This is a genomic window from Arthrobacter sp. AD-310 (assembly GCF_054656615.1).
Map to the genome: position 1 here is coordinate 92,955 of NZ_BAAHNO010000004.1, position 22,750 is coordinate 115,704.

Sequence of the window (22,750 nt, forward strand, 5' to 3'; positions counted from 1 at the left end):
GACTTCTGCGCGCAACACAGTAGATTTAGGACAGCGACGCAGCAGCTACAGCCACCAGGAGATCCAAGAGCCTTGCACCTCAAAAGCCTGACCGTCCGGGGGTTCAAGTCCTTTGCCTCTGCCACGACCTTCGACTTCGAACCGGGAGTCACCGCGGTGGTGGGACCCAACGGTTCGGGCAAGTCGAATGTGGTGGACGCACTGGCCTGGGTGATGGGGGAGCAGGGTGCAAAAACGCTGCGCGGCGGCAAGATGGACGACGTCATTTTCGCCGGCACCTCCGGCCGCCCGCCGCTTGGCCGCGCCCAGGTGTCCCTGACCATCGACAACACCGACGGCGCCCTGCCCATCGACTACAGCGAAGTCACCATATCCCGGACCTTGTTCCGCACTGGCGGATCGGAGTACGCCATCAACGGCGCCGGCTGCCGGCTGCTCGACATCCAGGAACTGCTGTCCGATTCGGGCATCGGCCGGGAGATGCACGTCATCGTGGGCCAGGGGCAGTTGGACCGCGTCCTGCACGCCACACCGGAGGACCGGCGGGGCTTTGTCGAGGAAGCCTCCGGCATCCTGAAGCACCGGCGGCGCAAGGAACGCACAGTCCGCAAGCTCGAAGCCATGCAGGCAAACCTGCAGCGGCTCACGGACCTCACCGCGGAGATCCGCCGCCAGCTCACGCCGCTGGGCAAACAGGCAGAGGTCGCCCGGCGGGCCCAGCGGGTCCAGTTCGATGTCCGTGACGCCCGTGCCCGGCTCCTGGCTGACGACCTCGTCCAATTGCGGACCGCCCTGGAGCAGGACGTGGCCGACGAGGCCGCCCTCAAGGCACGGCGCACCGCCGTTGAACAGGACCTGGAAGCCGGGCGCAGGGAGCAGGCAAACCTGGAACAGCTGGCAGCGGAAGCCACCCCCAAACTTAACGCTGCCCGGGACACCTGGTACCAGTTGACCGCCGTCCGGGAACGTTTGCGGTCGCTTGGCTCGCTCGCCCGGGAACGCAGCCGGCTGCTCGGCACCGCGGACTCCGCTCCCGCCTCCGGCCGGGACCCCGAGCAGCTGGAACAGCAAGCCGCCAGGGTACGGGGGGAACTGGCGGAACTGGAACGGACCATCGACGAAGGACGCAGGGGCCTGGAGGCGGCCAGCGCGGCCAAGGCCTCGGCCGAAGCGGCGGCCCGCGAAGAGGACCAGCGGCTCACCGCCGAACTCAGGGCAGCCGCGGACCGGCGCGAGGGCCTGGCCCGGCTGGCAGGACAGGTCGCCGCGGCGAGGTCGAGGGCTGAATCGGCTCAGGCCGAACTGGGACGGCTGCGGGAGTCGCTGACCGCAGCCGCCGGGCGCCGGGCCCGCGCCCAGGAAGAGTTCACCGCGCTGGAAAACCAGGTGGCGGGCGTTGAGGAAGGCGAGGAATCGCTCGACGCCGACTATGAGGCGGCAAGCGCCGCCCTGGACAACGTGCTCACCGAAATTTCAGACCTCAAGGCGGCCCTCAACGAGGGAGTCCGCAAACGCGACGCCCTCGCGGCCCGCCGGGACGCCCTGCGGCTCGGACTTGACCGCAAAGACGGCGCACGGCACGTCCTGCAGGCCGCCGTTCCCGGGGTGCGGGGGAGCGTGGCCGGAGAGCTCACGGTGGAGCCCGGCTTTGAAACGGCCATCGCGGTTGCCCTCGGCGACGCGTCCGAGGCTGTCCTGGTGCAGGATGCCGCCACGGCGGCCAAAGTCCTGCAACTGCTCAAGGAGGACGACGGCGGCCGCGCAGCACTGCTGCTGGCCTCCGCCGCCCGGGAAACGCAGGAAGGGGACGCCGGCGCCCTTCCGGCTGGAGCCCGGTGGGCGGGAGCCCTCCTGCAGGGCGAAGGACCTTCCGCCGCCCTGGCCCGGCACCTGCTCGCCCGCACCGCCGTCGTCCCCGGCATGGACGCCGCCGCCGCCCTCGTGGCCGACCACCCCGGACTGACGGCCATCACCGAAGCGGGCGACGTTTTTACGGCCGTCTCCGTGACGGGCGGTTCCGCCAAGGCACCGTCGCTGCTTGAAGTCCAGGCCGCAGTGGACGACGCCGGCAGGCAGCTTGCCGCTGTCACCGCGGCCATCGAGCAAAACAGGTTCGCCCTGGCCCGGGCCGAGGCCCGGCGGTCGGAAGCACAGGACAAAGCCGACGCCGCCCTCGACAGGCTCCACGAATCCGACGCCCGGCTGGCTGCCGTGGCCGAACGGCTGGGCCACCTGAACTCGGTCCTGCGCAGCGCCGCCGGCGAACGCGACCGGCTTGCAGAGTCCCTGGCCCGGGCGGAGGCAAACGTTGTGGCCGAAGAGGAAGCCCTCCTCGCGGTTGCCGCGCGCCTCGCCGCCGCCCAGGAAGTTCCCCTCGACGAGGAACCGTCCACCCGGCAGCGCGACGCCCTGGCCCAGGCCGCGGCCAACGCCCGGGCCGCCGAAGTGGAGGCACGGCTCTCGCTGCGGAGCGCCGAAGAACAACTTTCGGCCACCAGGAACAGGGTGGCCTCGCTGGAGCGCGCCGCCGCTGCCGAACGGCGCGCCCGCGAGGAAGCGGCCCAACGCGCCCACCGCCGCCGCATCCAGGCCCGCCGGGCAGCGGCGGTCTCAGCGGCCGTGGAACTCGCGCTCCGCCACGTGGACGTCTCCGTCGCGGTGGCAGCCCACGAACGCGACCTGGCCGAAGAAAACCGTGAACTCCGCGACCAGAGTCTGAAGGACATCCGCACGGCCAATGACGCCCTGGCCCGGGAACTCGCGGAGCTCACCGACACCGTGCACCGCGACGAACTCGCCCGGGCCCAGCAGCGGGCACGGATCGAAGCGGTGGAAACGCGTTCAATCGACGAACTGGGAATCACCCCCGATACCCTCGTCAGCGACTTCGGCCCGCACGTGCCGGTCCCGGTCACGGCGGAGGACAGCGGAGACAAGTGGGCCGCCCTGCGCGCCCCCGTGGATGCCAGCGGGGACGTCATCGTCGAGGGCAGGCCGTACGTCCGCGCGGAGCAGGAGAAACGCCTGCGCAAAGCCGAACGCGACCTCGCCGGGCTTGGCAAGGTGAACCCGCTGGCCTTGGAGGAATTCGCGGCGCTGGAGGAACGCCACCAGTTCCTCAGCACCCAGCTTGAGGACCTCAAAGCCAGCCGCAAGGACCTCCTGGACATCATCAAGGAAGTCGATGACCGGGTCCAGCGTGTCTTCACCGAAGCCTTCGAAGACACCCAGGCGCAGTTCGTCCGTGTCTTTGAACGGCTGTTCCCCGGCGGTGAGGGGCGCCTGGTCCTCACGGATCCGGCGGATATGCTCACCACCGGGATCGACGTCGAGGCCCGGCCGGCCGGCAAGAAGATCAAGCGCCTGTCGCTGCTCTCCGGCGGGGAACGGTCGCTGACCGCCGTCGCACTGCTGGTGGCCATCTTCAAGGCCCGCCCGTCACCGTTCTACGTGATGGACGAGGTGGAGGCAGCCCTGGACGACACGAACCTCGGCCGGCTCATCACCATCTTCGAGGAACTCCGGGAATCCAGCCAGCTCATAGTCATCACCCACCAGAAGCGCACCATGGAGGTGGCGGACGCGCTGTACGGCGTGACTATGCGGGGGGACGGCGTGTCCACCGTCATCAGCCAGCGCCTCGGCGCGGAGGTTTAGGCGCCGCCGGCCGGACCGGACCGGCCGCTGCCGGGGCAGGTCACGGGGCCGACGCACTGCCCGGAACCGCCCCTGCGATTATGAGAAGCTAGGGGAGTGAATGACATCCTTCCCATTATTCTGTCCATTGTTGCTGCCCTGGCGGTCATCGGCGGGCTGATTCCTGTCCTGGTGAAGACCCGGCGGAACATCACGCGGTACCCGGGCACACGGGACGCCAACGACCCCGAAGTGAAACCCGGCGGCAGCACCCTCGTCGCTGACCGGCCCGCGGCGGAGACGGACCGGAAGGCACCGGCCGGTGTCGACGTCGAGGACCTCGGCACCACCACCGTCCCGGACGACGCCGCCGGACTGGAAGTCATCCCGGTTGAAACCCCGCTGCCCGTGGCAGGCCGCCTCATGCGCCTGCGGGAACGCCTGGTCCGCTCCAACAACATCATGGGCAAGGGCCTGCTGGCCCTGCTCTCCAGCGACAAGATCGACGAGAACGTCTGGGACGAGGTGGAGGAGACCCTCCTGCTGGCCGACCTCGGCACCGAACCGACCATGCAGCTGGTGGACTCCCTGCGTGAACGTGTCAAGGTACTGGGCACCCGCACCCCGGAGGACGTCAAGAAACTGCTCCGCGAGGAAATGATCAAGCTGGTGGACCCCACCATGGACCGCAGCCTCAACGTCCAGCGGCACGCGGACAAGCCCGCCGTCATGATGGTTGTCGGCGTCAATGGCGTCGGCAAGACCACCACGGTGGGCAAGCTGGCCCGTGTGCTCGTCGCCGAGGACAAGGACGTCCTGCTGGGCGCCGCCGACACTTTCCGCGCCGCCGCCGCCGAACAGCTGGCCACCTGGGGCCAGCGGGTGGGCGTCCCCACCGTCAAGTCCGACATCGACGGTGCCGACCCCGCCTCCGTCGCCTACGAGGCGGTCAAGGCCGGCATCGACCAGGAAGTCGACGTGGTCATGATCGACACCGCCGGCCGGCTCCAGAACAAGGTGGGCCTGATGGACGAGCTGGGCAAGGTCAAGCGCGTAGTGGAGAAGCTGGCCGAAGTGGATGAGGTCCTGCTCGTCCTGGATGCCACCACGGGCCAGAACGGCCTCAACCAGGCCAGGGTCTTCTCCGAGGTCGTCAACATCACCGGCATCGTGCTGACCAAGCTGGACGGCACGGCCAAGGGCGGCATCGTCGTCGCCATCCAGAAGTCCCTCGGCGTTCCGGTGAAACTGATCGGCCTGGGCGAGGGCGCCGACGACCTCGCACCGTTCGAGGCCGAGGGCTTCGTCGACGCGCTGCTGAACTAAGCCCGTGCGCGGCTGAACCAGCGAGTCCCTACTGCGGCCCGCCACGTCTGAGGACGCGGCGGCCCGCAGCGTTTCCCGGGACGCCAGCCACGTACAGGCCGCAGCCAGCAAAATGCCGCCGGTGACGCCGAACGCCCAGCCAAAGCCAAGCTTGTCGGCGAGGACCCCGGCAAGGACCGGCCCAACGATGGCGCCGACGTCGGACGCCATCTGGTAGACCGCCAGCACCTTCCCGCCGGAACGTCCATTGCCGATCACGTCCGCGACGGCGGCCTGCTGCGCGGGCCCGAACAGACCGGACCCGACTCCCGCCAGCGCCGAAGCGGCCAGGAACCACACCAGGTCCTGGGTGAAGCCGATGCCGGCCGTCGCCATCCCGGCCACAACGAGGCCCCACATCATCAGGGGCCTGCGACCAAGGCTGTCCGCCAGCCGCCCGGAGAAGGTGAGCGCGGCGGCATTGCCCGCAGCAAAAACGGCCAGCGCCAGTCCCGCGGCCTCCGGGCCGGAGCCGAAGGCTGCGGCCGCAAACAGGGGAACGGTGGCCATCCGGACACCGAACGTAGCCCACCCGTTGGCGAAACTTGAGAAAAGCGCCGACCTGTACGCCCCCGTCGCGAGGGCTTCACCGAAGCCCATGTCCGGCGCTTTGTGCCCATGGCCGGTGGAGCCGCGGCGCTGGTGGCTTAGCTGGGTCTGCACCACGACGGCGGCCACAACCAGGGCGGCTGCGTAGGCCAGGAAAGGGATCCGGAGTCCCAGTCCCGCCAGGAGGCCGCCCACGATAGGTCCGCACACATTGCCAACAAGGAATGCGGAGGCGTAGGCCCCGGAAACGCGTCCGCGGCTTTCCGGCGGCGCCAGCCTCACCACCAGGGCCATCGAGGCGACAGTGAACATCACGGACCCGGCGCCGCCCAGCCCGCGGAACAGCAGCAACTGCCAGTAGTCCTGGGCGAAGGCACACGCCGCCGTCGACGCCGCCACGATCAGGAGCCCGGACACATAGACAGGCCGCTCACCCAGTTTCCCGATCAGCGTGCCCCCGGCGGGGGCAAAGACCAGCCGCATGAACGCGAAGATCGCCACGATCACTGCCGCTTCGGTGTTGCCGACGCCGAAAGTCGTGGCAAACTGCGGCAATACGGGCGCAACAAGCCCGAATCCAAGCGCAATCAGGAACGCGGCGGCCAGCATCACCTTGATATCGCGGGGAAGCTTGTCCCGCCGGGGCCGGAGGCGCGCCAGAATCCGCGCCGTGGCGCGGCTCACACGGGGTGGTGCTGTCATGGGGTTCGTTCCTTGCGTGGTAGGGCGCCCTGGCCCGGCCAAAGTGGTGAAACACAACCGTAACAAGGCGGATATGCACCATTTACTTCATAGAGGTTGTTGTAACAGGCCGGCAATCTAAATCCTCTGCGGGCGAAACACGCCGCCGACACACTCGTTACAGGACGCAAAAAGGCGTTGGCAGGCGGAGGACTCCGCAAAGAGTAAATGAGAGAGGACGTGCACCATGGAACTTACCGCAGGTCACGTATGGCTCATGGTGGCGGCAGCGCTCGTGCTGTTCATGACACCGGGCCTGGCATTTTTCTACGGCGGCATGACCCGCGCCAAGGCAGCACTGAACATGATGATGATGAGCTTCATCTCCATCGGCATCGTGAGCGTTGTGTGGGTCCTGTGGGGCTACTCCATGACCGGTGGCGACGGTTTCCTGCAGATGGTCGGCAACCCGTTCACCAGCTTTGGCCTTGAGGGAGTCAACACGGCCGACGCGCCTGACGGACTCATCCTCGTCGGCTACGGAGCGACGTTCGCCATCATCACCGTAGCCCTGATCAGCGGCGCAATCGCTGACCGCGCCAAGTTCGGTGCCTGGAGCGTCTTTGTACCGGTATGGGTAACCCTGGTGTACTGCCCGCTGGCCTACATGGTGTGGGGTGGCGGCCTCTTCGGAGAGGAAGGCGCCATCGGCCAGGCGCTCGGCCCGGCCATCGACTTCGCCGGCGGCACCGTGGTCCACATCAACGCCGGTGTGGCGGCCCTGATCCTCGTCCTGATCATTGGCAACCGCAAGGGCTTCGGCAAGGACCCGAACCACCGCCCGCACAACATCCCATTCGTGATGCTCGGTGCCGCCATCCTCTGGTTCGGCTGGTTCGGCTTCAACGGCGGCCTTGCCTCCTCCGCTGAACAGGGCGGCCTCATCTGGGTCAACACCCTCGCCGCTCCCGCCGCCGCAATGCTCGGCTGGCTCATCACGGAGCGTATCCGCGACGGTCACCCCACCTCCCTCGGCGCCGCTTCCGGCGTCGTCGCGGGCCTCGTGGCCATCACCCCGGCCTGCGCCAACGTCAGCCCGGTCGGTGCCCTCGGCCTCGGCCTGGTGGCCGGCATCGCCTCCGCCCTGGCGGTTGGCCTGAAGTTCCGCTGGGGCTTTGACGACTCCCTGGACGTCGTCGGGGTCCACCTCGTCTCCGGCATCATCGGCACGGTTGCCCTGGGCTTCATCGCCCTGCCCGAGGAGGGTGTGGGCGGCGGCCTCTTCTACGGCGGCGGCATGGCCCAAATGTGGGCCCAGCTCGCAGCAGCCGGCATCGCGATCGCCTACTCCGCAGTCCTGACAGCCATCATCGCGCTGGCCATCCACAAGACCATGGGCTTCCGGGTTTCCCAGGAACAGGAAACGGTGGGCGTGGACCTCAGCCTGCACGCCGAGACCGCCTACGAGTTCGGTGTTGGCGGGCACGGCGGAACCTTCCAGCCGCTGCACGACATGATCACCGGCAAGACCCAGCAGGAGCCTGCGGCCCAGCCGGAAGGCCTGCAGAAGACAGAATCAGCAACTGGTAAGGAAAGCGTGGGGGCATGAAACTGATTACTGCCATCGTCAGGCCTGAGAAGCTCGAAGCCATCCGGGAAGGATTGGAAGCCTACGGCGTGCAGGGCCTGACGGTCAGTGCGGCCAGCGGTTACGGCCGGCAGCGCGGCTACACCGAGGTCTACCGCGGCGCCGAGTACAACGTGGATCTCCTCCCGAAGATCCGGGTGGAGGTGCTGGCCACCGACGAGCAGGCGGACGACATCCTGGACGTGATCATCGCCAGCTCCAACACCGGACGCGCCGGCGACGGCAAGGTGTGGACCGTCGATGTGTTCGAGGCCGTACGGGTCCGGACAGGCGAACGGGGAGTCGCCGCCATCTAGGGCACGGCCCCGGCCGCGGGGCTGACAACAGGATGCAGTAATGACGACGGCGGGCGGGCAACCGGAAGGTTTCCCGCCCGCTTCGTTCGTTAATCAGGACGTGTGTGTTCCGTGGCCGCCTGGCCCACCTTCCCGCCGGGGACGGCCTGCCCCGTGCGGGAAGGTGGGCCAGGCGGCAGGCCCGGCCGAACCGGCGTCGTACTCCTCCAGCAGCACGGCGTCCTGCCGCCACGCCCGAAGCACCGGCTCGACGATCCGCCAGCATTCCTCCGCCGTGTCACCCCGTACGGACAACAACGGGTCACCGGCCAGCACGCCCTCGAGGACTTCACCGTACGGAAGGAGTTCCGACGCGCTGAGTTCCGTTTCCAGGGTGGCGCGGCTGAGGCTGAAGATGTCTCCCGGACCGTTGACGTCGAGGTCGAACTGGAGGGTGTCCGGGCCGAAGCCGATCCGCAGCTGGTTGGGGGAGTCCACCCCGGTAAACCCTGAGGGAAGGTGCGGGACCGGCCGGAAGGTGACCACCGCTTCCTTCCGCTTGGCCCCGAGCGCCTTGCCGGAACGCAGGATGAAGGGAACACCCTTCCACCGCCAGTTCTCGATCCCGACCTCGATTTCGGCGAGCGTCTCGGTCCGCCGGTCCGGATCCACGCCCTCTTCGCGGGCATAATCGGGTACCGGTTTCCCGCCCACTGTCCCGGCCGTGTAGCGCGCCCGCCGGGTGGCGGCCGCCATCGGCGCATTGACGCTGCTGGCGCGCAGGACGGCTGAGATGGCGTCCCGGAGGTCGCGCTCGCGGATAGTGGCGGGAGGTTCAATGGCCATCAGCGCCATGATGTGCAGCAGGTGGCTCTGGATCATGTCCCGCAGGGCTCCGGCCGAGTCGTAGTAGCGGGCACGGCCCTCAAGCGCGAGGTCCTCGTCGAAGATGATCTCCACCTTTTCGATGTGGTGGCGGTTCCAGACTGGCTCCAGGAAGTTGTTCGCGAACCGCAGGCCCAGGATGTTCAGGACCGTCGCCTTCCCCAGAAAGTGGTCAACCCGGTGGATGTGGTCCTCGGGAACGAGCCGCACCAGGGTCCGGTTCAGGGAGCGGGCCGATTCCTCACTGGAACCAAAGGGCTTCTCCATCACCAGCCGGGTTCCGGACGGGACGTCCTCCGGCCGCAACGCCTCACAGGCAAGCTGGCTGATCCGCGGCGGAAGCGCGAAGTACACGGCAACGGGCCCCTCGAGGCTGTTCAGCAGCCCGGCGAGGGCGCCGCCTGCCGTGACATCAAGCTGGTGGTAGACGGTCTCCTTCTCCAGCGCCGTGAGCGCCTCACGCCCGTCCGCGCCGGCATCGTCCAAGGCTGCTGCAACTGCTGCGTGCACCCGTTCGCGCCACTGTTCAGGTGTCCAGGGATCGGAGCCGGCCCCGACGAGCCGGAGCCCGGCGGCGCGGCCCCTGGCCAGCAGGCGCCCCAGGCCAGGCAGGAGCAGCCTGCCGGTCAGGTCGCCCGAGGCGCCCAGGATGAGCAGGGTTTTTACAGTTGTTTGGCTCGTCATTTTGCCAGCATGCCACCCCGCGGGCATGACTTGGTACCCTAGAAAGTCGAGTCCCGATCATCCACAGCTTTGATCACCCACAGAAAGAAGTTCACGGCGCGTGTTCAATTCACTCTCTGACCGGTTGACAGCAACCTTCAAGAATCTCCGCGGCAAGGGCCGGCTCACCGAGGCCGACGTCGATGCAACAGTCCGCGAGATCCGCCGCGCCCTTTTGGACGCGGACGTCGCTGTTCCCGTTGTCCGTGAATTCACCGGCCGGGTCCGTGAGCGGGCCCTCGGTGCAGAGGTGTCCGCTGCGCTGAACCCCAGCCAGCAGATCGTCAAGATCGTCAACGAGGAACTCGTCGAGATCCTTGGCGGGGAAACCCGGCGCATCCGCCTTGCCAAGAACGGCCCCACCATCATCATGCTCGCCGGCCTGCAGGGTGCCGGTAAGACCACGCTCGCCGGCAAGCTGTCCAAGTGGCTCAAGTCCCAGGGCCACAGCCCGATGCTTGTCGCCTGCGACCTCCAGCGCCCCAACGCCGTCACCCAGCTGCAGGTGGTGGGCGAACGTGCCAAGGTTCCCGTCTTCGCCCCGCACCCGGGCGCCACCTCCACCGAACTCGACCGGCCTGCCGGCGACCCCGTTGCCGTGGCCCGTGCCGGCGTCGAGGAAGCACGCCAGAAGCTGCACGACGTCGTCATCGTCGACACCGCCGGCCGCCTGGGCGTTGACGCCGACATGATGGAGCAGGCGCGCCAGATCCGCCGCGCCATCGTCCCGAACGAAGTGCTGTTCGTGATCGACTCCATGATCGGCCAGGACGCCGTGAACACGGCGCTTGCCTTCGACGAGGGCGTCAACTTCACCGGCATCGTCCTGTCCAAGCTCGACGGCGACGCGCGCGGCGGCGCCGCGCTTTCCGTCGCGTCGGTCACGGGCAAGCCCGTGATGTTTGCGTCCACCGGCGAGGGCCTGGACGACTTCGAGCTGTTCCACCCGGACCGGATGGCCTCGCGCATCCTGGACATGGGTGACGTCCTGACGCTCATCGAGCAGGCTGAGAAGTCGTGGGACAAGGAAGAAGCCGCCCGGATGGCGAAGAAGTTCGCCGACCAGGAGGACTTCACCCTGGACGACTTCCTCGCCCAGATGCAGCAGATCCGCAACATGGGCTCCATGAAGAAGATGCTCATGATGATGCCGGGCGCCCAGAACATCCGCCAGCAGCTGGAGCAGTTCGACGAGCGTGAAATCGACCGGGTTGAGGCGATTGTCCGCTCCATGACCCCGCACGAGCGCGTCGCCCCCAAGATCATCAACGGCTCCCGCCGGGCCCGCATCGCCAAGGGTTCCGGCGTGCACGTCTCAGAGGTCAACGGCCTGCTGGAACGCTTCGCACAGGCCCAGAAGATGATGAAGAAGATGGCCCAGGGCGGCATGCCGGGGATGCCCGGGATGCCGGGCCTGCCCGGTGCCGGCGGCGGGGCGCGGAAGAACGCCAAGAACGCGCCCAAGAAGAAAGCAAAATCGGGTAACCCGGCCAAAGCCGCCCAGGAACGCAAGGAAGCGGAGGCCCGCCGCGCCAACGCGGCGAAGGCGCTTCCCACGGGTGCCGCTTTCGGCCAGCAGTCCGGCGACTTCGACCCCTCCCAGCTGAACCTGCCCAAGGGTTTCGACAAGTTCCTGGGCAAGTAGCAGTTGCCCAACCGGGTAGCGCCAAGTGTCGTTTTGACGGTCCGAAACGACACTTGGCGCTACTCACTTAAGATGTCGGCACCGTGGAATAGGGTTGGGTCATGGTCAAGCAGCGTGTGGTGTTCGTGCACGGCGCCGGAAGCTTCGGCGCCGCGGCGTGGCCGCGCCAGCACGGCATGGCTTTGTCCTACGATGCCCTGTTCCTGCGCCGGCACGGATACGATCCGGTCGCGGAACCCGTCGAATCGTCGTTCAGCGCGGACACCGCGATTCTGCTGCAGTCCCTTGCCGATGACGGCCGGGGCGCCGCCGGCGGACACATCGTCGCCCATGCGCAGGGCGCCATCCCGGCGATGATGGCCGCCGTCGAACGCCCCGATCTCGTCTACTCCCTGACCCTCGTGGAACCGGCGTGCTTCTCCCTGACGGCCGGGCTGCCCGCCACGGCGGCGCACATCGCGCTGATGCGGCCGCTGCTGGACCTGCGGCACCAGCTGGGCGACGACGACTTCCAACGGGAGTATGTCCGGCGCGTCTACGCCACTGGTCTTCAGGAACCGGCCACAGCGGAGGAAAAACGTTCGGCGCGGCGCCTTCGCCTGCAGGCGCCCTCATGGGAGGCGCCACTGCACATCGTCCCCGGCGTTCCCACCCTGGTCCTGACCGGGGGGTGGGAACCGCTGTACGAGGAGATCGCCGGCTATCTTCGGGAGACCGGTGCCCTGCACCGCGTTGCCGCGGGCGGGCACCGGCCGCACGATTCACCTGAGGGTGACCGGGCCATCCGGCAGTTCATCGCCGAGGCCAGCCGCACCCAACCGGCCCGCGCGTCCTAGCTTCCCGCGGGAACCTTCAGCTCCGGCAGGTAGACCCTGCCGCCGGAGGCCAGGAATTCCTCGCTCTTCTCCCGCATGCCCGACGCCACGCCGGCCAGGGCTGCCTGTGCCTCAGCGGACCCGTATTCGTCCCGGATGTCCTGGCTGATCCGCATCGAGCAGAACTTCGGCCCGCACATGGAGCAGAAGTGGGCCGTCTTTGCGGGCTCGGCAGGCAGCGTCTCGTCGTGGAAGGCCTCGGCTGTCACCGGGTCCAATGAGAGGGCGAACTGGTCACGCCACCGGAACTCGAAGCGGGCCTTGGACAGGGCGTCATCGCGTTCATGGGCCCCGGGATGTCCCTTCGCCAGGTCTGCTGCGTGGGCTGCGATCTTGTACGTGATGACGCCAGTTTTGACGTCATCCTTGTTGGGCAGGCCCAAATGCTCCTTGGGCGTGACATAGCACAGCATCGCGGTGCCGTAACGGGCGATCTCGGTGGCGCCGATGGCGGATGTGATGTGGTCATAGCCGGGTGCCACGTCGGTCACCAGCGGGCCCAGGGTGTAGAAGGGCGCACCCTTGCACAGTTCCTGCTGGCGTTCCACGTTCTCCCGGACAAGGTGGAACGGGATGTGGCCGGGACCTTCCACCATCACCTGGACGTCGTACTCCCACGCCCGCTGCGTCAGCTCCGCCAGTGTGTCCAGCTCAGCAAACTGGGCGGCGTCATTGGCATCGGCCGTGGCGCCGGGCCTCAGCCCGTCGCCGAGCGAGAAGGCCACGTCGTACTTTGCGAAGATCCCGCACAGCTCGTCGAAGTGCGTGTACAGGAAGTTCTCCTGGTGGTGGGCCAGGCACCAGCCGGCCATGATGGACCCGCCCCGCGAGACGATCCCGGTGACACGGTTGGCTGTCAGCGGGACGTACCGCAGCAGGACCCCGGCGTGGATTGTCATGTAGTCCACGCCCTGCTCGCACTGTTCGATGACGGTGTCGCGGAAGATCTCCCAGGTCAGGGCGTTCGCTTCGCCGTTCACCTTTTCCAGCGCCTGGTAGATGGGCACCGTGCCGATGGGGACGGGGGAGTTGCGGATGATCCATTCCCGGGTGGTGTGGATGTCATCGCCGGTGGACAGGTCCATCACCGTGTCGGCGCCCCACTGGGTGGCCCACTGCAGCTTGTCCACCTCTTCGGCGATGGAGCTGGTCACCGCCGAGTTGCCGATGTTGGCGTTGATCTTTACCAGGAACGCCTTGCCGATGATCATCGGCTCGGACTCCGGATGGTTGATGTTGCTGGGGATGATCGCACGGCCCGCCGCCAGTTCGCTGCGCACGAGCTCCACGTCACAGTTCTCACGCAGTGCCACGAAGCGCATTTCCGGGGTGATGATCCCCTGCCGGGCGTAGTGCATCTGCGTCACCGTCCTGCCTTCGACGGCGCGGCGGGGCACCGGCTGGGCGCCCTTCCACTCTGCCGATGCTGCGCCGCGCCGGACGGCCGAGCGCCCGTCATCGAGCAGGTTCCGCTCCCGGCCGCTGTAGGCCTCCGTGTCTCCGCGCTCCATAATCCAGTCCGACCGGAACGGGTTGAGGCCACGGACGGGGTCGCTGCCGGGCCCGGCAGTCCGGTAGGTGCGGAACGGTGCGTTGGCTTCCCCGTTTGGGGAGGGCTCCAGCGAAATTTCCGTCACCGGGACCCGTATCCCCGACTCCGGATCTTCAAGGAAGGCCAGGGAATGCGACTTCAATGACTGGGTGACCGGGACTCCGGACTTTCCGTCGCGCAGGGCTTCTCCGGCCTGGTTTTGGGCAGGGCTCAGCTGTTCTTTTGGTGTACTCAAGGAATACTCACTTCCTTCGCCGGCATTACCCGGACAGGTTCAACGGTCGCAGGCTGCCTCAGCCCGATCTCAGCCCCTGCAGGGGCACCCGTGTGGTCAGCAACGAAGCTACCACACGCCCTGCGGGGACAAGCGCGAAGGGCTTTGTCACATTTCGCGGTGCTAGCCTGACTGGCGAGGAAAAAGGGGTCCGCATGGCAGAAATCATCGAATTCAGCGGCCCGGTCCTGACCGGGCCGGACAGCGAACGGCGGGGCCTGTGGTCCGTCGACGGGAAGTTGACGTTTGCCCGGCCCGGGGAAGCTCCGGGAAGTATCCTCGACGGGTGGGTGCTGCCGGGTCTCGTTGACGCGCACTGCCATATCGGGCTCGGGCCCGGCGGCCCGGTGGACGCCGCCACTGCCGAACGCCAGGCCCGCGCAGACCTCGCCGCGGGCACCTTGCTGGTCCGCGACGCCGGTTCGCCGGTTGACACCCGCTGGATGCAGGGCGGCCGGGACTTTCCGGTGCTGATCCGGGCGGGCCGCCACGTCGCCCGCAGCCGGCGCTACCTCCGCGGCTTCGCCGACGAGGTGGAGCCGGAAAACCTTGTCGAGGCCGTGCGTAAGCAGGCCCGCGACGGCGACGGCTGGGTCAAGGTCGTCGGAGACTGGATCGACCGCGGCGCCGGCGATTTGGCACCTTCGTTTCCCTCCGCCGTCGTCCGTGACGCCGTCCGGGCCGCCCATGACGAAGGCGCCCGGGTGACCGCCCACTGCTTCGCCGAGGACACCCTCGACCAGATGCTGGACGCTGGGATCGACTGCGTCGAACACGCCACCGGACTCCTGCCCCGTCACATTCCGCGGTTCGTGGAGCAGGGTGTGCCCATTGTGCCGACCTTGATCAACATCGCCACCTTCCCTGATATCGCACGGCAGGCCCGGCCCAAGTTTCCGCGCTACGCAGACCATATGATGGCGTTGTGGGAGCGGCGCCTGGAACGGGTAGGGGAGGCGTACCAGGCCGGGGTCACGATCTACGCCGGAACGGATGCCGGCAGTGTCATCCGCCATGGCCGGATCGCGGACGAAATCCTCGCCCTGCATTCGGCGGGGCTGCCTATGCGGGCGGCACTGGACGCCGCCTGCTGGTCCGCGCGCACCTGGCTCGGGGCTGCAGGCCTGCAGGAAGGCGCACGGGCGGACGCCGTGCTGTTCCGGGACGACCCGCGGAAGGTCCCGTCCACCATCACGGAGCCTGCCCACGTCGTGCTCGGGGGGCGCATCATCCGCTGAACCCCAGCGCCGGGAAAATTTCAGGGCCCTTGGAATAAATTGAAGCTTCAAGTAATTTTAACTGTATCAAGGCTGCGACATCCGGCGGCCGTAAGTACAGGGAGCATTCAATGTCAGCAGAAGCCACCAGCCAGGACCTTCTACCTGCGGACCTCACCATGGGCACCGTCATGCTCAAGGTCGGCGACATGAAGGTCATGACCGACTACTACCAGCGCGCGCTCGGCCTCGAGGTTGTGGCCGAGCAGGACGGCGGCCTCTACCTGGGCCGGTTGCAGAAGCCGCTGGTCCACCTGGCTCCCGCGCCGGGACTGAACATCCCCGGCCGTGGCGAAGCCGGACTGTTCCACACCGCGCTGCTCTTCGAGGACCAGGCGTCGCTCGCGGCAACCATCGCCACTGCCGCCCGGTTCGAGCCGCGCTCCTTCACCGGCAGCGCCGACCACCTCGTCAGCGAGGCCTTCTACTTCACGGACCCGGAAGGCAACGGCATCGAGCTGTACTGGGACCGGCCCCGCAGCAACTGGTCCTGGAACGGCACGGACGTTGTCATGGACAGCCTCGCCCTGCCACCGCAGCGGTACCTGGAGCAGCACCTCACGGAAGAATCCTTGCAAGGCCAGCGGGAGACGGCCGCGGGCGTGGGGCACGTCCACCTCCAGGTTGGCGACGTCCAGACGGCGCGCGACTTCTACGTCGGAACACTCGGCTTCGAAAAGACCGCCGGCTGGCACGGGCAGGCACTGTTCGTTTCCGCCGGCCGCTACCACCACCACATGGCCATGAATGTCTGGAACAGCCGGGGGGCAGGGCCCCGGAAAGACACGCTGGGCCTGGGCGAGGTCCTCATCGAGGTTCCTTCGGGTGACGACGTCGGAGCGCTGGCCGACCGCCTCAAGGTGGCCGGTGTGCTCTCCCACCACACGGGTGCGGAACTGCGCTTTGAAGACCCGTGGCGCAACAGCATCCGGGTGGCAGTGCGCTGACCGGGCAGTTCCCGTACTAGGCTGAAACCGAACGTCCGCGCGCGCATCCGCCGCGGGCCGGACGCACTTTCGAGCGAAGAAGGGAACTCCCATGGGCTTCACCGAGGTTTTTGCTGCCACCCATGACGCCGCGCTCAAGCGGGCCGGCCTCCTCGATGAAGGCGGGAGCGCGCCTGATGCGAAGGCTGTCCGGATCCAGGACATCAGTGACTTCGAGGTGGAACAGCTCGGGGACCTCGCCGGCTCCGCCGTTCATGCCGGGGGAGCGGACTACGAGCTCACCATGGTGGATGTGGCGAGCGACTCGCTCCTGGCGGTCCCGCCGGCCATGGTCCGCGCCCTTGCGGACCTGCTCACCTACGAAACTGAAGGTGAGGGTGACATCCTGGACGATGTTGCCGAACAATGGGCAGCCCAGGAGGACATGCCGTTCGGCGCGGACCAGGCGCGCACCTATATCCGGCAGCTGGCCGAACTGGCAGCCGGCATCGATGACTCGGAGCGCACCGGCCTGTACGTCTGGTCCGCGTAAGCGCCCGCACCTGCTTGCGTGCCACTTCCGGGCGCTTGTGCCGCCGCCGGGGGCTGTGCGGGTGTCAAGTCGAAATCGCAGCGCTGATCTGGCACAATAAACAGGTACTCGATCTGCGTGGCCCCTCTCTCCGCGTCCGGATCCTGTCCTTCGAGCCCGCAAGTACGGCCCGCCCCACGGGAGCAGAAAGCCGGGTTCACCCCCTTTTCTGAAACAGGAGTGACCACAAAAGTGGCCGTAAAGATTCGCCTTAAGCGCTTCGGCAAGATGCGCGCACCGTACTACCGCATCGTCGTCGCGGACTCACGCACCAAGCGTGACGGCCGTGCCATCGAGGAAATCGGCAAGTACCACCCCACCGAAGAGCCCTCATACATCGAGGTCGACTCCGAGCGTGCACAGTACTGGCTGTCTGTCGGCGCCCAGCCGTCCGAGCAGGTTGCCGCGATCCTGAAGATCACCGGTGACTGGCAGAAGTTCAAGGGCCTGCCGGGCCAGGAAGGCACCCTCAAGACCAAGTCTGAGAAGGAAGCCTTCGTTGCCCCCGAGAAGGGTTCCGTGATCCTTCCGGAAGCCATCACCAAGAAGGCTGCCAAGTCCGAGGCTCCGGCCGACGCCGAAGCAGAGACCACCGAGGCTGAGTAGGTTGCTGGCAGACGCGCTGGAGCACCTGGTCCGCGGAATCGTTGATTCCCCGGACGATGTCAAGGTCAGCTCGAAGAGCAACCGCCGCGGGGATACCCTCGAGGTGCGCGTTCATCAGGATGACCTCGGACGGGTGATCGGCCGCCAGGGCCGCACGGCCCGCGCACTGCGCACCGTGGTGGCAGCACTGGCCGGTGGCGAAGCGGTAAGGGTCGACGTCGTCGACACCGACCGCCGCCGCTGAGCGCTCGGCAACACCAGTTTTATGCCGGCCCCTCCACCAGATGGTGGAGGGGCCGGTGTCTTTTCCCGACCAACAGCCCAACCCGAACAGAGGAATACATGCAGCTCCAGGTGGCCCGCATTGGAAAGCCCCACGGCATCCGCGGGGAAGTCACGGTACAGGTCCTGACCGACGCTCCTGAGGACCGCTTTGTACCCGGAACCGAGTTCGTGGTTGAACCCGCATCCTCCGGCCCGCTAATAGTAAGCAGCGCCCGGTGGAACAAAGACATCCTCCTGCTCGGTTTCGAAGAAGTGGCCGACCGCAACCGGGCCGAGACCCTGCGCGGGGCCAAGCTCTTTATCGAAACAGCGGACCTGGACGAGGACGACGACGAAGGCTGGTACGAGCATGAGCTCGTTGGCCTCGAAGCGCGCGTAGGCGACACGGTGGTCGGCAAGGTGGCCGCCCTCAACACCGCGCCCGCCCAGGACCTGCTGATGGTCACCACCCCGGACGGAGAAGAAATCCTGATCCCCTTTGTGGAACAGATCGTGCCCGAGGTGAACATCGCGGAGGGGTACATCCTCCTCACGCCGCCGGACGGCCTTTTTGAACTGAACGCCGACGACTCCGACCAGTCACGTCCGGAAGGCACCCGCTGATGCGGATCGACGTCGTCAGCATCTTCCCGGAATACCTGGCGCCCCTGGAACTGTCGCTCATCGGCAAGGCCCGGCAGGACGGGATCCTGGACCTGCATGTCCACGACCTCCGCAGTTTCACCACCGACAAGCACCGCTCCGTGGACGACACACCGTACGGCGGCGGTGCAGGCATGGTCATGAAGCCGGAACCGTGGGCGCAGGCACTGACCGCCGTGGCCGGCGCCGCGCCCGGCGGCGCACGCAAACCGGTCCTGATCGTCCCGTCGCCGGCGGGGGAGCGGTTCACCCAGAAAATGGCGTACGGGCTCGCTGAGGAAAAGCACCTTGCTTTTGCCTGCGGCCGCTATGAGGGCATCGACGAGCGCGTGATCGAATGGTCGCGCGACCACTTTGATGTGCGGCCCGTCAGCCTTGGGGACTACGTCCTTAACGGCGGTGAAGTGGCCGTCCTGGCCATGGTGGAAGCAATCGGCCGGCTGCTGCCCGGAGTTGTGGGGAATCCGGAGTCCCTCGTGGAGGAATCCCACTCCGACGGGCTCCTTGAGTACCCCGTCTACACCAAGCCCGCCGTCTGGCGCGACCGGGAAGTCCCCTCCGTCCTGCTCAGCGGCAACCACGGCAAAATTGCCCAGTGGCGGCGGCACGAGCAGTACCGGCGGACTGCATCGCGCCGGCCGGACCTCCTTGAAGGGTTCGACGCCGGCACGCTGCCCCGTGCCGACCGCGCCGCGCTGCAGGACCTGGGCTACGACGTCGTGGACGGCAGGCTCCTCCGGCGTGCGGATCCCGCACCCGACGCACAGGGCTGACGCGGCCGCCATTCCGCGCCCTGGCCAATTGGCCGTAACCGCCCTGCTGTGGCAAAATTAGACCTTGTGTCTGCTGGGTCCGCGCCTGCCACAGGGGGAGTGAAACCAACAGCCTGACAACCGGCCCGCCAACAATCGGGGTGGCCGGACCACTTAGCTTTCGGCAGCAATTTCCGGCGCGCTTGCGCAAAGGCTTTTGCTGCCGTGACCCAAAGTGAATGACCTGTGGCGTTCACCAGGAGTGCAATCATGCATATTCTCGATTCCGTAGACGCAGCCTCGCTGCGCACCGATGTTCCCGAGTTCCGCGCGGGCGACACCCTCAAGGTCCACGTGAACATCATCGAAGGCAAGAACTCCCGCGTCCAGGTGTTCCAGGGTTTCGTCCTGGGCCGCCAGGGTGATGGCGTCCGCGAGACCTTCACGGTCCGAAAGGTCTCCTTCGGCGTCGGTGTTGAGCGTACCTTCCCGGTACACTCCCCGATCATCGAAAAGATCGAAGTTGTCACCAAGGGCGACGTTCGCCGCGCCAAGCTTTACTACATGCGTGCACTGCGCGGTAAGGCAGCCAAGATCAAGGAAAAGCGCGACTTCACCGCCGCCAAGTAAGTCCCGCACGGACGTACTAAGGCTGGGCCGCAGCCGTATCCGGCCAACGCCGGAGCCAACAAGCACCAGCGCCAGGATATGGACCATGGACCAGACAAAACGCCAGCCCGCCACAACGGGCTGGCGTTTTGCGTTCCTGGCCCTTCTCCTGGCGGTCGCCGTCAGCGGCCTGGTCCGGTCAATGTGGATCGACGTCTACTTCATCCCGTCCGAGTCCATGGAACCGCTCCTGGAAGGCGGGGACCGCATCCTCGTGTCCCGCACCGACTTCCACGCTGAACCCCTGCGGCGCGGCGACCTCGTGGTCTTCGATGGCCGTGGAACCTTCGCACCGCTCAGCAGCGGCAAGGGACCACTGGCGGACGCCGCCTCGGGTGTCACCCAGTGGCTCGGCCTCACCGGCAGTGACACCACCTACGTAAAACGGGTCATCGGACTTCCCGGCGATACCGTGGTCTGCTGCGATGCAGCGGGAAAGATCACGGTCAACGCAGTGGCGTTGGACGAGCCATACATTTTCGACGGCGATGCTCCCAGCAACCTTAAGTTCACGGCGGTTGTCCCGGAAGGACGGTTGTGGCTCATGGGCGACCACCGCTCGCTTTCCGCCGACTCCCGCAGCCTGCTTGGTGCGCCGGGTGGCGGGATGGTCCCCGTGGACAGGGTGGTTGGCAGGCCCGTCCAGATCATCTGGCCGCTTGATAGATTTGCTCCAGTACCACGGCCTCCGGCCGCGGAACCGACCACAGAGAACGGACAGTAGATGCCCGAGAACAACGCGAGGCTGCCCGAACCGCGCCACGACGGCGCTTCGGACACTCCGGCCCCGCCTGCTCCCGCAGACGCCGGGCCCCCGGCGGCCAGCCCCGCCTCCGCGCCTGTGGAGAGCCGCGCCGCTGCGAAGGCCAAAGACAAGCCTTCCGGCAGCCCGGTCCTGGCATGGCTCAAGGAGGTCGCCACGGTGGTGGTTATCGCCGTCGTGCTGTCCTTCCTGATCAAGACGTTCCTGTTCCGTGCGTTTTTCATCCCGTCTGAATCGATGGTGAACACCCTCGACGTCGACGACCGCATCTTCGTCAACCTCCTGGTGCCGGAGCCCTTCTCGCTCAGCCGCGGCGACATCGTGGTGTTCCGTGACACCAAGGGCTGGCTGCCGCCCGTCGAGGAGAAGGCCCAGGGGCCATTCACCTGGGTGCAGGACGGCCTGACCTTCGTCGGACTGCTCCCCGACAACTCGGAACAGCACCTCGTCAAGCGGATCATCGGGCTGCCCGGCGACCATGTCGTTTGCTGCGACGCCGGCGGTAAACTGACCATCAACGGAACCGCCATCGACGAAAGCTACGTCAACCCGGCAGAAGTTCCCCAGATCCGGAATTTTGACGTCGTCGTCCCCGAAGGGAAGGTGTGGGTGATGGGCGACAACCGGAACCACTCGGCCGACTCCCGGGCCCACATGGACGCCGACGGCGGCTTCATCGACCTCAGGGACCTTGAGGGCAAGGCAGCAGTCATCGCGTGGCCGCTGAACCGGATCACCACGCTCGACAACCATCCGGACGTTTTCCGGAACGTCCCGGCGGCCTCCTGACCATGTCACCCGCCGTCAAGGCCGGCCCCGCAAAGGCGGCTCCGGCACGCACCTCCTCCGGTTCCACGAAAGCAGCCGGCGTCCGCGCAAAAGCGCCCACGCTGCGGCATGAGCGGACCTTCAAGGCGCAGGGCGTGCGTTACCTCGCCGGGGTGGACGAAGTAGGCCGCGGCGCCCTCGCCGGACCGGTCAGCGTCGGCATCGCCGTCGTGGACCTTGAACGCCAGAAACCGCTGGCCGGAGTCCGGGACAGCAAACTCCTTGCCCCGGCCGAACGCGAACGCCTGGAGCCGCTTGTCCGCCGGTGGAGCGTGGCAGCCGCCGTCGGGCACGCCACCGCCCAGGAAATCGACGCCATCGGCATCATCGCCGCGCTGCGCCTGGCCGGTTCCCGGGCCTGGCATGACGTCCTCGCCGCCGGGGTGACCCCGGAGCTGGTGCTCCTCGACGGCAACCACAACTGGCTCTCTCCCGCCGATCAGTTGTCGCTGTTTGACCCGCCGGCACTGGAAATCACCTGTGATGCCCCCGTGCACACCAGGATCAAGGCAGACATGCAATGCCTGAGCGTGGCAGCTGCCAGCGTTATCGCCAAAGTGGAGCGGGACCGGACCATGCGCGAACTGCACGCCGAGTACCCCGCCTTCGGCTGGGACGTCAACAAGGGATACGCCACCGCCGCACACCGTGACATGCTTCGGGCAGAAGGGCCCACCCCCTACCACCGTGTCAGCTGGCGCCTGCTGGGCGGGGAGCTGCTGGACGGGGCAGAACTCGAAGCGGCGGAGCCGGGCGAAGTGCCCGGGAGCGAGGAGCCTGCCGGCGTGGGAGACTCTGCGGCAATCTGACACCAGATGCCTTCCGGCTCCCGGGGCGGGGGAGATGGTGCAAGATGGAAGCATGAGTGCTGAAGATCTTGAAAACTATGAAACCGACATGGAGCTCCAGCTCTACCGCGAATACCGGGACGTCGTCGGGCTCTTCAGCTACGTTGTCGAGACTGAACGGCGCTTCTACCTGGCCAACCATGTCGACCTGCAGGCCCGCAGTGCAGACGGTGAAGTCTACTTCGACCTGACGCTGCAGGACGCCTGGGTGTGGGACGTTTACCGCTCCGCCCGGTTCGTCAAGAGCGTCCGTGTCCTCACCTTCAAGGACGTGAACGTGGAAGAACTTCCACGTAGCGAGGAACTCGCCGTACCCAAGGATGTCGACCTGGGCAACTAGCCCGGACAATTCCCGGGCGCGCAGGCGCCACTTGTCCTGCACACCGGCACTGAACTCACATAAGGATTCGTGTCCCTGTCCTCCGCAACCGCCTGGCCGCAGGCTGGTTGCGGA

Annotated in this window: 20 protein-coding genes, 1 pseudogene and 1 riboswitch; of the genes and pseudogenes, 18 read left to right on the top strand and 3 right to left on the bottom strand. The window is 67.0% G+C overall.

The genetic code is table 11. The features are described 5' to 3' along the window. The first annotated feature begins 72 nt into the window (after positions 1–72). Complete coding sequence (smc, locus tag ACYQ1Z_RS02385; protein ID WP_459790823.1) at positions 73–3,657, top strand: chromosome segregation protein SMC; 3,585 nt, start codon at positions 73–75, stop codon at positions 3,655–3,657. 96 nt (positions 3,658–3,753) lie between these two features. Next, on the top strand, positions 3,754–4,962 hold the full coding sequence (gene ftsY, locus ACYQ1Z_RS02390) for a signal recognition particle-docking protein FtsY (RefSeq protein WP_459790824.1): 1,209 nt from the start codon (positions 3,754–3,756) through the stop codon (positions 4,960–4,962). Between the two features lie 57 nt (positions 4,963–5,019). Here ftsY and ACYQ1Z_RS02395 read toward each other — a convergent pair. Continuing rightward, positions 5,020–6,252, bottom strand: a pseudogene (locus ACYQ1Z_RS02395) (MFS transporter); the annotation flags it as partial. Positions 6,253–6,478: 226 nt separating this feature from the next. Here ACYQ1Z_RS02395 and ACYQ1Z_RS02400 point away from each other — a divergent pair. After that, positions 6,479–7,840: an ammonium transporter gene (locus ACYQ1Z_RS02400; protein WP_459790825.1), complete on the top strand. Its 1,362-nt coding sequence runs from the start codon at positions 6,479–6,481 to the stop codon at positions 7,838–7,840. After that, positions 7,837–8,175, top strand: coding sequence for a P-II family nitrogen regulator (locus ACYQ1Z_RS02405; RefSeq protein WP_255768384.1), 339 nt, complete (start codon positions 7,837–7,839; stop codon positions 8,173–8,175). The genes ACYQ1Z_RS02400 and ACYQ1Z_RS02405 overlap by 4 nt, the downstream gene beginning before the upstream one ends. Before the next feature lie 93 nt (positions 8,176–8,268). Here the strand turns inward: ACYQ1Z_RS02405 and ACYQ1Z_RS02410 are convergent, their stop codons facing one another. Continuing rightward, on the bottom strand, positions 8,269–9,723 hold the full coding sequence (locus tag ACYQ1Z_RS02410; RefSeq protein WP_459790826.1) for a glucose-6-phosphate dehydrogenase: 1,455 nt from the start codon (positions 9,721–9,723) through the stop codon (positions 8,269–8,271). Between the two features lie 100 nt (positions 9,724–9,823). Here ACYQ1Z_RS02410 and ffh point away from each other — a divergent pair, with 100 nt between their 5' ends. Together ffh and ACYQ1Z_RS02420 are read left to right on the top strand one after the other, a co-directional pair. Beyond that, positions 9,824–11,407 carry a signal recognition particle protein gene (gene ffh / locus ACYQ1Z_RS02415; RefSeq protein ID WP_459790827.1) on the top strand — a complete coding sequence of 528 codons (1,584 nt, stop codon included), beginning with the start codon at positions 9,824–9,826 and terminating at the stop codon, positions 11,405–11,407. Positions 11,408–11,508: 101 nt separating this feature from the next. Then, complete coding sequence (locus ACYQ1Z_RS02420) at positions 11,509–12,243, top strand: alpha/beta hydrolase (RefSeq protein ID WP_459790828.1); 735 nt, start codon at positions 11,509–11,511, stop codon at positions 12,241–12,243. Here ACYQ1Z_RS02420 and thiC read toward each other — a convergent pair. Then, positions 12,240–14,069, bottom strand: a complete 1,830-nt coding sequence (gene thiC, locus ACYQ1Z_RS02425; RefSeq protein WP_459790829.1) for a phosphomethylpyrimidine synthase ThiC — start codon at positions 14,067–14,069, stop codon at positions 12,240–12,242. The genes ACYQ1Z_RS02420 and thiC overlap by 4 nt on opposite strands. Beyond that, a riboswitch (TPP riboswitch) is annotated at positions 14,064–14,171 on the bottom strand. (Overlaps the previous gene by 6 nt.) A 92-nt stretch (positions 14,172–14,263) precedes the next feature. Between thiC and ACYQ1Z_RS02430 the strand changes: the two genes are divergently transcribed. The 12 genes from ACYQ1Z_RS02430 to ACYQ1Z_RS02485 all read left to right on the top strand — a co-directional run bounded on the left by ACYQ1Z_RS02430 (position 14,264) and on the right by ACYQ1Z_RS02485 (position 22,636). After that, positions 14,264–15,346, top strand: a complete 1,083-nt coding sequence (locus tag ACYQ1Z_RS02430) for an amidohydrolase family protein (RefSeq protein ID WP_459790830.1) — start codon at positions 14,264–14,266, stop codon at positions 15,344–15,346. A gap of 110 nt (positions 15,347–15,456) precedes the next feature. Next, positions 15,457–16,332, top strand: coding sequence for a VOC family protein (locus tag ACYQ1Z_RS02435; RefSeq protein ID WP_459790831.1), 876 nt, complete (start codon positions 15,457–15,459; stop codon positions 16,330–16,332). Between the two features lie 91 nt (positions 16,333–16,423). After that, complete coding sequence (locus ACYQ1Z_RS02440; protein WP_459790832.1) at positions 16,424–16,864, top strand: hypothetical protein; 441 nt, start codon at positions 16,424–16,426, stop codon at positions 16,862–16,864. A 231-nt stretch (positions 16,865–17,095) separates the two neighbouring features. Then, a complete protein-coding gene (gene rpsP / locus ACYQ1Z_RS02445; protein WP_459790833.1) occupies positions 17,096–17,509 on the top strand; it encodes a 30S ribosomal protein S16 in 414 nt (137 codons plus the stop codon). Position 17,510: 1 nt separating this feature from the next. Beyond that, on the top strand, positions 17,511–17,753 hold the full coding sequence (locus ACYQ1Z_RS02450; protein ID WP_459790834.1) for an RNA-binding protein: 243 nt from the start codon (positions 17,511–17,513) through the stop codon (positions 17,751–17,753). A gap of 98 nt (positions 17,754–17,851) precedes the next feature. Next, a complete protein-coding gene (rimM, locus tag ACYQ1Z_RS02455; RefSeq protein WP_459790835.1) occupies positions 17,852–18,397 on the top strand; it encodes a ribosome maturation factor RimM in 546 nt (181 codons plus the stop codon). Then, the gene (gene trmD, locus ACYQ1Z_RS02460) at positions 18,397–19,209 is read left to right on the top strand and encodes a tRNA (guanosine(37)-N1)-methyltransferase TrmD (protein ID WP_459790836.1); all 813 of its coding nucleotides are present in this window, start codon (positions 18,397–18,399) and stop codon (positions 19,207–19,209) included. Before rimM ends, trmD begins: the two co-directional genes overlap by 1 nt. A gap of 249 nt (positions 19,210–19,458) precedes the next feature. Beyond that, the gene (rplS, locus tag ACYQ1Z_RS02465; RefSeq protein ID WP_459790837.1) at positions 19,459–19,818 is read left to right on the top strand and encodes a 50S ribosomal protein L19; all 360 of its coding nucleotides are present in this window, start codon (positions 19,459–19,461) and stop codon (positions 19,816–19,818) included. 85 nt (positions 19,819–19,903) lie between these two features. Continuing rightward, positions 19,904–20,581 carry a signal peptidase I gene (gene lepB, locus ACYQ1Z_RS02470; RefSeq protein WP_459790839.1) on the top strand — a complete coding sequence of 226 codons (678 nt, stop codon included), beginning with the start codon at positions 19,904–19,906 and terminating at the stop codon, positions 20,579–20,581. Then, a complete protein-coding gene (gene lepB, locus ACYQ1Z_RS02475) occupies positions 20,582–21,409 on the top strand; it encodes a signal peptidase I (RefSeq protein WP_459790840.1) in 828 nt (275 codons plus the stop codon). It begins immediately after the preceding gene. Positions 21,410–21,411: 2 nt separating this feature from the next. Then, the gene (locus ACYQ1Z_RS02480; protein ID WP_459790841.1) at positions 21,412–22,257 is read left to right on the top strand and encodes a ribonuclease HII; all 846 of its coding nucleotides are present in this window, start codon (positions 21,412–21,414) and stop codon (positions 22,255–22,257) included. A gap of 52 nt (positions 22,258–22,309) precedes the next feature. Next, a complete protein-coding gene (locus ACYQ1Z_RS02485) occupies positions 22,310–22,636 on the top strand; it encodes a DUF2469 domain-containing protein (protein WP_459790842.1) in 327 nt (108 codons plus the stop codon). Positions 22,637–22,750: the final 114 nt, after the last annotated feature.

Excerpts from the sequence above, each read along its gene's own strand:
- ACYQ1Z_RS02400 (WP_459790825.1), top strand. The coding sequence starts at position 6,479 with ATGGAACTTACCGCAGGTCACGTATGGCTCATGGTGGCGGCAGCGCTC.
- ACYQ1Z_RS02405 (WP_255768384.1), top strand. The coding sequence starts at position 7,837 with ATGAAACTGATTACTGCCATCGTCAGGCCTGAGAAGCTCGAAGCCATC.
- ACYQ1Z_RS02410 (WP_459790826.1), bottom strand. The coding sequence starts at position 9,723 with ATGACGAGCCAAACAACTGTAAAAACCCTGCTCATCCTGGGCGCCTCG.
- ACYQ1Z_RS02420 (WP_459790828.1), top strand. The coding sequence starts at position 11,509 with ATGGTCAAGCAGCGTGTGGTGTTCGTGCACGGCGCCGGAAGCTTCGGC.
- ACYQ1Z_RS02430 (WP_459790830.1), top strand. The coding sequence starts at position 14,264 with ATGGCAGAAATCATCGAATTCAGCGGCCCGGTCCTGACCGGGCCGGAC.
- ACYQ1Z_RS02435 (WP_459790831.1), top strand. The coding sequence starts at position 15,457 with ATGTCAGCAGAAGCCACCAGCCAGGACCTTCTACCTGCGGACCTCACC.
- ACYQ1Z_RS02440 (WP_459790832.1), top strand. The coding sequence starts at position 16,424 with ATGGGCTTCACCGAGGTTTTTGCTGCCACCCATGACGCCGCGCTCAAG.
- rimM (WP_459790835.1), top strand. The coding sequence starts at position 17,852 with ATGCAGCTCCAGGTGGCCCGCATTGGAAAGCCCCACGGCATCCGCGGG.
- trmD (WP_459790836.1), top strand. The coding sequence starts at position 18,397 with ATGCGGATCGACGTCGTCAGCATCTTCCCGGAATACCTGGCGCCCCTG.
- rplS (WP_459790837.1), top strand. The coding sequence starts at position 19,459 with ATGCATATTCTCGATTCCGTAGACGCAGCCTCGCTGCGCACCGATGTT.
- lepB (WP_459790839.1), top strand. The coding sequence starts at position 19,904 with ATGGACCAGACAAAACGCCAGCCCGCCACAACGGGCTGGCGTTTTGCG.
- lepB (WP_459790840.1), top strand. The coding sequence starts at position 20,582 with ATGCCCGAGAACAACGCGAGGCTGCCCGAACCGCGCCACGACGGCGCT.
- ACYQ1Z_RS02480 (WP_459790841.1), top strand. The coding sequence starts at position 21,412 with ATGTCACCCGCCGTCAAGGCCGGCCCCGCAAAGGCGGCTCCGGCACGC.
- ACYQ1Z_RS02485 (WP_459790842.1), top strand. The coding sequence starts at position 22,310 with ATGAGTGCTGAAGATCTTGAAAACTATGAAACCGACATGGAGCTCCAG.